At 68.0% G+C, this 10,073-nt stretch carries 8 protein-coding genes; 5 read left to right on the top strand and 3 right to left on the bottom strand.

The window, feature by feature from the left end; genetic code table 11:
* Positions 1–7: 7 nt before the first annotated feature.
* Both menD and JJJ16_RS08910 read left to right on the top strand, forming a co-directional pair.
* Positions 8–1,669: a 2-succinyl-5-enolpyruvyl-6-hydroxy-3-cyclohexene-1-carboxylic-acid synthase gene (menD, locus tag JJJ16_RS08905; RefSeq protein ID WP_219752336.1), complete on the top strand. Its 1,662-nt coding sequence runs from the start codon at positions 8–10 to the stop codon at positions 1,667–1,669.
* A gap of 122 nt (positions 1,670–1,791) precedes the next feature.
* Positions 1,792–3,291 (top strand): S1C family serine protease, encoded by a 1,500-nt coding sequence (locus tag JJJ16_RS08910; RefSeq protein WP_219752338.1) that lies wholly within the window; start codon positions 1,792–1,794, stop codon positions 3,289–3,291.
* A gap of 115 nt (positions 3,292–3,406) precedes the next feature.
* Here the strand turns inward: JJJ16_RS08910 and JJJ16_RS08915 are convergent, their stop codons facing one another.
* A complete protein-coding gene (locus tag JJJ16_RS08915) occupies positions 3,407–4,690 on the bottom strand; it encodes an isochorismate synthase MenF (protein ID WP_219752343.1) in 1,284 nt (427 codons plus the stop codon).
* Here JJJ16_RS08915 and JJJ16_RS08920 point away from each other — a divergent pair.
* Complete coding sequence (locus JJJ16_RS08920) at positions 4,689–5,396, top strand: class I SAM-dependent methyltransferase (protein WP_219752345.1); 708 nt, start codon at positions 4,689–4,691, stop codon at positions 5,394–5,396. The two genes, JJJ16_RS08915 and JJJ16_RS08920, sit on opposite strands and share 2 nt — an antisense overlap.
* A 50-nt stretch (positions 5,397–5,446) precedes the next feature.
* Here the strand turns inward: JJJ16_RS08920 and JJJ16_RS08925 are convergent, their stop codons facing one another.
* Both JJJ16_RS08925 and JJJ16_RS08930 read right to left on the bottom strand, forming a co-directional pair.
* Positions 5,447–6,907 carry a DUF4832 domain-containing protein gene (locus JJJ16_RS08925; RefSeq protein WP_219752347.1) on the bottom strand — a complete coding sequence of 487 codons (1,461 nt, stop codon included), beginning with the start codon at positions 6,905–6,907 and terminating at the stop codon, positions 5,447–5,449.
* Positions 6,908–7,262: 355 nt separating this feature from the next.
* Positions 7,263–8,003 carry a hypothetical protein gene (locus JJJ16_RS08930; protein ID WP_219752349.1) on the bottom strand — a complete coding sequence of 247 codons (741 nt, stop codon included), beginning with the start codon at positions 8,001–8,003 and terminating at the stop codon, positions 7,263–7,265.
* Between the two features lie 401 nt (positions 8,004–8,404).
* On the opposite strand from JJJ16_RS08930, the gene JJJ16_RS08935 reads away from it, so the two are divergent.
* Together JJJ16_RS08935 and JJJ16_RS08940 are read left to right on the top strand one after the other, a co-directional pair.
* Positions 8,405–9,673, top strand: a complete 1,269-nt coding sequence (locus JJJ16_RS08935) for a geranylgeranyl reductase family protein (protein ID WP_219752520.1) — start codon at positions 8,405–8,407, stop codon at positions 9,671–9,673.
* 28 nt (positions 9,674–9,701) lie between these two features.
* The gene (locus JJJ16_RS08940) at positions 9,702–10,061 is read left to right on the top strand and encodes an NADH-quinone oxidoreductase subunit A (protein WP_003792234.1); all 360 of its coding nucleotides are present in this window, start codon (positions 9,702–9,704) and stop codon (positions 10,059–10,061) included.
* Positions 10,062–10,073 lie beyond the last annotated feature (12 nt).

Raw genomic sequence — 10,073 nt, forward strand, 5'->3', positions numbered from 1 at the left:
TGGGCGTATGCCCTCCGTCGATACCGCCAGCGCTATCCTTGAGTCCCTGGATGCCCTGGGCGTCACGCACGTCCTGTACTGCCCGGGTTCGCGCTCTGCGCCCTTCGCCTACGCCCTTGAGGCGGGCTCTTTCGGCGGGGATGCGCGCCCGATCCTGGATGAGCGCGGCGCCGGTTTCACGGCCGTCGGCCTGGCACGCACCGGAGCGCTGCCCGCCATCGTCGTCACCTCCGGCACCGCCGTCGCCGAGCTGGCCCCCGCCGTCCTCGAGGCCTCGCACGCGCGCCTGCCCCTCCTGGTCCTGAGCGCCGACCGCCCCGGCGAACTGCGCGGCGTTGGAGCCTCCCAGGCGACCGATCAGGCAGGCTTCTTCGGCACGCACGTGCGCGCGAGCATTGATCTGGAGCCGCAGGAGGCCTCGCCCTCCCTCGTCGGCCACCTCGCCCGCGCGGTCGCGGCCGCCTGCGGGGCGCCGAGCGGCACGCCCGGACCCGTGCAGATCAACGTCGCCTTCCGCGACCCGTTGACCCCCGTCCGTCTCGCCTCCGACTCAGGGGACGAGGCCGTGGCCCCCTTCGTTCCCCGCCCGACCCGGGTGATGGGTGCGCATGCCGTGCCCGCGCGCTGGGAGGACGTGGTTGGTCCTGCCGACGCCGGGCTGATTGTCGCGGGTGAGGGCGCCTCGTCCCGCGCCCGCGAGTGGTCGGAGGCCTCGGGCTTCCCGCTGCTCGCCGAACCGGCGTCGGGCGCGTGGTGCGGCGGGGGAGTGACCCCCTTCGAGCAGTCCCTCGTCAGCTCGCCGCTGGGGCGTGAGGTCGACGCGGTCGTTGTGACCGGGCGTCCGACGCTGTCCCGCCCGATTCAGGCCCTGCTCGCGCGCCCCGACGTGCGTGTCGTCGTTGTCGATGCGCACGCCCCTTGGGTAGACATCTCGGGCAACGCGTCGGTCGTCGTCGCCGACCTCGAGCCAGCACGCGAGCCGATCCGCGCCGCTCAGGCCGAGTGGGCCGCCCGCGTGCGCGAAGCCGCTTGCGACGCTGGCGAGCGCATCGAATCCCTGCTCGCCTCCGGCTCCGGGCGCACGATGCTCGACCTCGCGCGAAGCGTCGCTGCCTCGACGAGCGGCCCCCTCGTGCTGGGAGCCTCCAACCCCGTGCGCGCCTTCGACCTCGCCGTCCCCACGCTGGAGGGGCGCATCGTCCACTCCAACCGGGGACAGGCCGGCATCGACGGCACCATCGCGACCGCCGTCGGCATCTGCCTGGGCTCCGGATACGCGGGCGAGACCTCGGCCCCCGTGGGCACGCGCGTCACCGCCGTCATGGGCGACCTCACGGCCTGCCATGACGCCTCCTCCCTCGCCCTGGCGGCGAGCATGGGCGCTCACCTGGATATCGTCGTCGCGGACGATGGGGGCGGCGGCATCTTCGCCACCCTCGAACACGGGCGCGCCACCAGCCCTGAGGCCTACGACCGGTGGTTCGGCCTCGCTCAATCGGTGGAGTACGAGGCGCTCGCGGCCGCGTACGGCGTGGCCTTCGCGCGCGCCGACGTGCCTTGGGAACTGGAGTCGTTGCTCGCCCGACCCGCCAGCGGACCGCGGTTGATTCACGCGCCCGTCGAGCGCGCTGCGCACCTGTACCCAGCAGTCCATGACGTGCTCTCCTGACGGGACGCGTGTTCGCTGTGAGGTTCAACGGTTTACAGGAAACTTCCAGGACGCTTTCAGTGGCCCTTTGAGGAAACGGCCCATACTGGTGGGCAGATAACGAACTGACACCAGAGGAAACCATGACTCAGCCTCATATTCCGGCCCACGATGCCGACTCGGCGCGCGACGCTGAGACGGCCTCGGCCCCCAGCTACCCGCAGCGCTCGACGGCTCAGGACCACTCGGCCACTCAGGAGCTTCCGGTCGCGCAGGATGCCACGCGCGAGATGCCCTCCGCCACGACGATACCCGCGCCGCCCGTTGGCGCGGTTCCGCCCGCCTCGGCGCAGGCTGCCCCCGCTGCACCGGCGGCCCCCGCCGTGCCTGCCCAGGAAGCCCCCGTGCCTGCCCAGGAAGCCCCCGCGTCCGGCGGCGCATACTCCGCCCCATCCGGCCAGCCCTACGGTGGATACGCGGCCCCGGCCTCGCCGGATGCCTTCGCGTCGCCCACCGTCATCGTGACGAAGAAGGGCCCGGGCTGGGTCGCCCTCCTTGGAGCGATGCTCCTGACGATCGGCCTGACCCTCGGCGCTGTCTTCTACGCGCGCCCCGCGATGCTGCGCGCGTCCACGCCCACGAACCTCAACGGGGGAACGGTGGCCACCGTGCCCGCCTCGAACAGCTCCGGGACGGATTGGACGGACGTTGCCGCCGCCGTGTCGCCCGCCGTCGTGACCATTCAGGCGCAGGGCGCATCCTCGGGCGGCACCGGCTCCGGCGTCGTCTACGACGCGCAGGGCGACATCGTCACCAACTACCACGTCATCGCGTCCGCCCTCGGCGGCGGACAGATTCAGGTGACCCTCGCCGATGGGCGCCTTTACGGCGCCGTGGTCGTCGGCCACGACAAGACCACCGACCTGGCCGTCATCCGACTGGAGAACCCGCCCTCGGACCTCACCGTCGCGCGCTTTGCCTCCTCCGCGAACCTCGAGGTCGGCGCCCCCGTCATGGCGATCGGCGCGCCCCTGGGCCTGTCGAACACGGTGACGACCGGCATCGTTTCAGCGCTCAACCGCCCCGTCGAGGTCTCGGTGGACGAATCCGCGACCTCGGAGGACGGCACGCAGGCTTCCTCGGATCTCGTGGTGACGAACGCGATCCAGATCGACGCGTCGATCAACCCCGGTAACTCGGGCGGCCCGCTCTTCGACGCGAGTGGCGCGGTCATCGGCATTAACTCGTCGATCAAGTCGCTCTCCTCGTCTTCAGATGGGCAGGCGGGTTCGATCGGCCTGGGCTTCGCGATCCCCTCCGACCTGGTCGTGTCCATCGCGGACCAGCTCATCGCCTCGGGCAGTGCCTCGCACGGCATGCTCGGCGTGACCGTCAAGGCTGCGACCACGACCGTCGGCTCCGACACCTACGTGGGTGCCGAGGTCCAGGACGTCTCCGCAGGTTCCGGCGCCTCCGCGGCGGGCATCCGCGCCGGCGACGTCATCGTCAAGGTCGAGGGCCAGGAAGTGACCAGCCCCAAGCAGCTGATCGGCTACGTGCGCCGCTACAAGGCCGGCGACACCGTCACCATGACGATCGTGCGCGACGGCGCCACGCAGGACGTGTCCGTGCGGATTCAGTGAGCTGAGCGCGTGCGCTGAGCGCGTGCGTGCGCGCCGAGTGGCTCCAGTGCCGTGCGCTGACGAGGCCCGCTGCCCCTGTGAAGGGGCGGCGGGCCTTTGTGCGTCGATGAGTCGGTCAGACGCCGAGGGCGTCCAGGAGCGGGCGCATCTTCGCTTCGGTCTCGGCCAGTTCGGCGTCCGGGTCGGAGTCCGGCATGATGCCGGCCCCCGCAAAGAGGCGCAGACGCGTGCCCGACGTGAGCCCGCAGCGCAACGCGATCGCAAACTCGCCGTTCCCCGCCGTATCGACCCAACCCACGGGCCCCGAGTAGCGGCCGCGCGCGGTGTCTTCCAGCTCCTCGATGAGGCGCATCGCCGCGTCGCGCGGGGTTCCGCACACGGCGGCCGTCGGATGTAGGGCGGCCACCAGATCCAGGAGGTGGGCAGACCCCAGGCGCGCGTGAACGTCCGTCGCCAGGTGAACAACGTTGGGCAGCGACAACAGGAATGGCCCCTGAGTCGTCACCGAGGAGCACAGCTGCGTCAGGATCGAGGACACCGACTCGGAGGCTAGGTCGTGCTCGCGCAGATCCTTCGCGCTTGATGCGAGTGCCTCGCCCTCGCCGGGCTTGCACGTGCCCGCCAGGACGCGAGAGTTCGCCGTGCCGTCCGAGGCCGCGATCAGCATCTCCGGGGACGCACCCACCAGCGAATCCACGCAGAAGCGCCACGTCGACGGGTAGAGGTCGCTCAGGCGTTCAAGCAGGAAACGCTCGTCGAAGCCATGGGCGCAGCGCACCGTCATATCGCGCGCCATGACGGCCTTGTCGGCGGCGCCATCGCGCAGGCGCTGCGCCATCGCTCGCACCGAGTCGCGCCACTGGCCGCGCGACATCGACCCGTGCCCAAACGTCAGGGATTCCGGCACGCGCGGGGCGGGCCTCGCCTCGGCCAGGGCCTCGTTAACAGCCGCCAGCGGATCGGGGGCGTCCCCGATGCCAGCGGTGATCGCCCAGCGGGCCCCGGCCTCGTCGATGAGAGTCAGCGCGGGCACGAAGGCAGCCGAGCGGGCGGGGGATCGGAACGCGAAGGACGCGAAGAGAACGGGGGAGGGTGCATCATCGGCGGACGAGGCAGGGGTGGCCTCCCACGCGCGGCGCACGTCGGCGATCGCGCTCGAGGTCGCGGACTCGATCGTGAGTGCCCGTCCCAGGCCGATCATCTGGCGGCGCTCACCCAGCCAAGCGGCGCCCCCGGAGTCGGGAAGCAGAGACGTCAGTGAGCAAGTAGACCCCGGGTGCTGCGGGGGTAGGACCAACGCCCGAAAGGCGAGGCGCGAGCATCCGAAGTCGTTGTGCATGGGTTCCATGGTAGGAGCAGGGGCGGCGGCGCGCTGGAAGACGTGCGAGTATTGACGCATGACTGAATCCCCGCGCGCGGACCTGAACAAGGATCCCAAAGAGATCGCCTCGATGTTTGACTCCCTCGCCTCGCGATACGACGTGATGGATGCGCTGATGACGGGCGGTTTGGACAGGGTGTGGATGACCGCCCTGCGTAAGGCTGTCGCCCCGCACCCCGGCGAACGCATCCTCGACCTGGCGGCCGGCACCGGCGCGTCGTCGGCCGCGCTGGCCAAGGGCGGCGCCGAGGTCGTCGCCTGCGACCTGTCCGAAGGCATGATCGAGGTGGGCCGCGTGCGCCACCCCGAGATCGAGTTTGTGCACGGCAACGCCATGGACCTGGACTTTGAGGACGGCTCCTTCGACGCGGTCACCATCTCATGGGGCCTGCGCAACATCCCGGACCCGCAGCTCGCGCTGCGCGAGATGGCGCGCGTCGTGCGCCCGCGCGGCCGCCTCGTGGTCCTGGAGTTCTCCACGCCGCCCTCGCGCGTCTTCCGCGGCATGTACAACGTCTACCAGTCGACCGTCATGCCGGCGATCGCCCGCCTGGCCTCCACGAACGACGGCGCCTACGACTACCTGGTCGAGTCGATTCGCGCGTGGCCGGCCCAGGAGGAACTCGGCCGCATGATCGCCGCCAACGGCTGGAGCGAAGTCGAGTACCGCAACCTCACCGGCGGCATCGCCTGCATGCACCGCGCGGTCAAGCCGCTGCCGTAAAGCGTGAACGGCGAGGCCGGGGCCCCTTGAGTGGGGTCCCGGCCTCGTTGTTAGTTCTTCGGCGCGCGGCCCCGGGCCAGCTTCCCCAGTTCCAGGTAGCCGGGCAGCGGCTTGTTCATGGCCTCGTTCGCGAAGGCGACGGGCACACCATTGGGCAGCGGGTTGACGACGCGGATCGCGGCGGTCAGCTTCTGCGCAGAGTTGTTCGCGCGGTACTCCGCGGGCAGCGGCAGGCGTGCGGTCATCCTCCCCGTCTGGCCCGGGAGGATCGAGGGCAGGGTGGACTCGATGGTCTGGCTGGCCACTATCGCGCCCTTCGAGTCGACGAGGACGACCTCGAGCGGCCACGTCGCGTAGAACGGGGCGGTGCCGGTGTTCTTGATCTCCACGGCCACGGCGGCCTTCGCGCCGTGGTAGGTCGCCGACGTGCGGGTGGCCTGCAACGTGTAGCCCATGGTGGCGCTCGCTGCCTTGGCGCGCGTCAGCTCAGCGCCGGTGTAGCCAGTCGAGAACGCGTGCTGGTTGATGAGCCACGTCGCGTGAGCCTTCTGGATCGACTCGAGGGCCTTGTAATCGCGCCCAGCCTCCATGCTCGGGCAACGCAGCGGCTGAGAGAATGCGCATTCCTGGAAGGAGGGGTAGAGCTCGCCGCCGATGGGGGAGTGGTGCCAGGCATCCCCCTCACCCTGGTCCTTGAGCTTGGGGATGAAATGCCAGTCGGTCCCCTCCAGGGTCGCGTAGCCGAGGGAGTCATCGAAGTACCCCATGCCGTGAGCCTTCGTGGCCTCGGTGGGGTAGCGGTTCTGGATGAAGGTCTCGTCGAAGGCGTCGTCCCAGGCCTCGACGAGTTGTGCGCGGAACTCGTCCGACGGCATCCAGTTGATGGCCTTCGGGTTTTGGTTGTTGGCGTAGCCGTTGTAGGGGTAGGTGTGCTCCTCGCCCCAGAATCCGTACAGGCCCGCGGTGATGAAGCCGATGCGCGGATCCCCGTCGTACTTGTCTCCGAGGGCCGCGACGAAGTGCAGGAGCATCTCCTGAACCTTCGGGTCGTTGTAGTTGGGGGAGAAAGAGATACTCTTGTTGTCGTAGAAGTCGTACGTGCGGCTCGTGTCCGTGCCTGCGTCGATCAGGTATTGGGGCATGCCGGTCTTTTTCCCGGGGGTGTCCAGGGAGAAGCGGATGACAGCCTGGTGTCCGCGCGACGCGATCGCGTCCAAGAGGGTGTCGACCTTTGTGAAGTCGTAGGTGTCGCGTCCGGTGACGACGGTGTTCACGGGGAAGGGCGCCCACTCGAGCGTGTAGGGCAGGGCGTTTGCGACCGTTCCGGGTGCGCTCCCGTCCTCGGGCGCCCACGGCATGAAGCCCTTCATCGGGTTCGACACCGGGGTGGGGGCTTCCTTGAGGATGGTCCACTGGGCGGTGGCGGCCGACGAGGCCGTGACTGGCAGGGTGGCACCGGCCAATCCTGCGGTCGCCGCGAGAGCGATGGCGATGGGAGTAAATGTTCTCATCGCGAGGTCCTTTCAGTCTGTACTGCGGCTGGGGACGTTGCGGCGTGGGCGCGTCGCGTGGAGTCTGCGTGTGCGACGGTGCAGTGACGTGCGAGCTAGGGCTCCACGGCTGTCAAGTGAACCACATTGTTATCAATGCGTGCAATATTACGGAAAAATGTGTCAGTAAGTGATTGTGTGACAAGTCTGCGGTGGGTTGTGTGTTTGCCTGCGCTCGGGCAGTGCTGTGACGCAATTGTTCATGTGGGGTGTTGGCGTGTGTCGGGTGGGTGGTGTGGGGATCTGTCCAACGTGAACGAGGCCGGATCCCTGGGTGGGTTCCGGCCTCGTGCGTGGTGTGCCTGCGCTGGTTCTTTTAGTACGGTCCGCTGTCGACGACCGCCCACGTGCCATCGTCCTGCAGTCGCAGGAAGACGACCTCGCGCCCCTTCACGGGCTCCAACGAGTCGTCGGAGTAGTTGCGCAAGTAGTAGACGTTTCCGTACCAGCGCGTCGGGTCAGTGTTCGGCTGCTGCCCATGGTTGTTGCTGCCCGTGATGGTGACGGTCGTGTGGGCACGGTTGGCCAGGAGCGGTAGGAATTCACCCTGACCGTGCTCCAGGTCGGGCGTCTTCGTGTGGCTGCTCGCTCGTTCCGGTACTTCGTACACGCTCGCGCGGATGAATGCATAGGCGTTGGATTTATCGCGCGATGCATCCCACGTGTTACGCGTGATGGTGTAGGCGATGGCGACCTGCTCGGGATCGGTGCGGTCCACCTCGCGCGGGTCGGGGAGGAGGTCGGGGAGCCACTGGACCGATGCGGGATATAGGCACGTACCGAGCGGCGTGGGGGAACCGTCCTCGCACGCAGGCGTGGTCGGTGTTGCTTTGGTCGGTGTTGGGGTGGCTGCGGAGGCTCCAGATTCTTGGGTTGGGGCCAGGTTCGAGGAGGATTGCGCGGGCGATTGTGCGGACTGTGTCTGGCTATCTGCGCTGGGCTGGCGCGAGCCACAGGCTGTACCCGTGATCGTGAGGGTAAGGACCGCTACTGAAGCGATGCCGATGAGGGTGCGTCGTGGATGCCTGCGGGTATGAGTCTGTTCTTCTGAGCCCATGCATGCTCCCCTTCGGTGTGTATGTGTCGAGGTTCGTCGCGCGTGTTCTGTGTTGGATGCGTGAGTATTCTCCGCCATTGCTGTTCGCTGCGGCGCTGGTCATCGTATCGGATTGTGTGAGGGTGTCGCGCGGGCTCGTCTCAGCGCATGTAACACCTGGTGCGACGAGGCCAGGGCGCCATTTACGACAGAGTAACCTTGCGCAAATGGGTGCTAGGAGCGAGCCTATCCCCGGCCTCGCTCGTTGAAACGGCGGGAAAAAGTGCGCTCGGTCGCCGAGGTGAGGGTGACCTAGCTAGGGTTGTTTGCGGAATGAAGTGATGTGCACACTTCATCCACCTTGCACACTCGCGCGGATGCACCCGCGCACCACATGACGGAGGAATGCCGTGGCATCCACCATGCCTAGCGACATGAGCGCTGACGTTGTCGTCGTCGGCGCAGGCCCTGGCGGGTCCTCCACCGCCTACCACCTGGCCAGAGCAGGCCTCGATGTCATCCTCCTGGAGAAAAGCCCGTTCCCGCGCGACAAAATCTGCGGCGATGGGCTCACCCCGGCCGCCGTCCACGAGCTCATTGCGATGGGCGTGGACACCACCGGCTGGATGCGAAACCGCGGCCTGACCGTCATCGGCGGCGGACACACCGTCCACATGGATTGGCCCGATCAGAAGTCCCTGCCCGGCTACGGCATGACCCGCGCCCGCATGGACCTCGACCACGCGCTCGCCCAGCGCGCCGTCGAGGCCGGAGCCCGCCTCTACGAGGGCGTCACCGTCATCGGCGCCATCCAGGATGGCTCCGGACGCGTCGTCGGCGTGACGGCTAAGAGCGGGCGTGGCAAGAACGCGACCACCACCTCGGTGCGCGCCTCCATCGTCGTCGACGCCGGGGGAGTGGCCGCCCGACTGGCTACCAGCCTCGGCCTCGAAAAGAAGATGAACCGCCCCATGGGCGTGGCCGCACGCGCCTACTTCCACAGCCCCCGCGGCGACGAGGAATGGATGGAATCCCACCTCGAACTGTGGAGCGGCACCCCCGGCGCCTCCGACCTGCTGCCCGGCTACGGCTGGATCTTCCCCATGGGCGACGGCATCGTCAACGTCGGCCTCGGCTCCGTCGCCTCGCGCGCCGGCGCTACCAACCTGCCCTACCGTGAGGTCTTCAAGAGCTGGACCGCGAACCTGCCCGAGGAATGGGGCTTCACCCCCGAGAACCAGATCGGTCAGCTTCGCTCCGCCGCTCTGCCCATGAGCTTCAACCGCAAGCCTCACTACACCCAGGGCCTCGTCCTCGTGGGCGACGCCGGCGGCATGGTCTCGCCCTACAACGGCGAAGGCATCGCCCCGGCCATGAAGGCCGGACGCTACGCGGCCTCGTGCATCGCGCAGGCCCTGTCCCGCTCCCATCGCGCCGGCATCGACCGCGCCATGAGCGAATACCCCCACATGCTTCGCGACGAATACGGCGGCTACTACCAGCTGGGCCGCATCTTCGTCGCGCTCATCGAAAACCCGACGATCATGCGCACCTGCACGAACGTCGGGCTGCCCATTCCGCGCCTCATGACGCTCGTCCACAAACTCCTGTCGGACGGGTACGAGAGGACCGGGGGCGACTTCGACGACCAACTCATCACAATGCTGACCAAGGTGGTGCGCCCCGCATGACCACCATCACCGATAACCGGGAGGAACGATGACGAATCCCTACGTGCCGCTGCTCATCATGTCGGCAGCTGCCCTCGTACTAGCCTTCGGAGGCCTGGTCGCCTCCGCGATCCTGGGCCCCACCAAGAAGTCCAAGACCAAGGCCGACAACTACGAGTGCGGTATCCAGCCGACCAGCGCTCACCTCACCGAGGGTCGCTTCCCGGTGCGCTACTACCTGGTCGCCATGACGTTCATCATCTTCGACATCGAAGTTGTGTTCATGTACCCGTGGGCCGTCAGCTTCAACCAGCTGGGCCTGTTCGGACTGGTCGTCATGATGAGCTTCCTGGTCACCCTCTGCGTCCCCTACGCCTACGAATGGCGACGCGGCGGCCTGGACTACTGAGATATAAGTAAG

It is taken from the genome of Schaalia sp. ORNL0103 (assembly GCF_019429565.1).
Lineage (GTDB): Bacteria > Actinomycetota > Actinomycetes > Actinomycetales > Actinomycetaceae > Pauljensenia.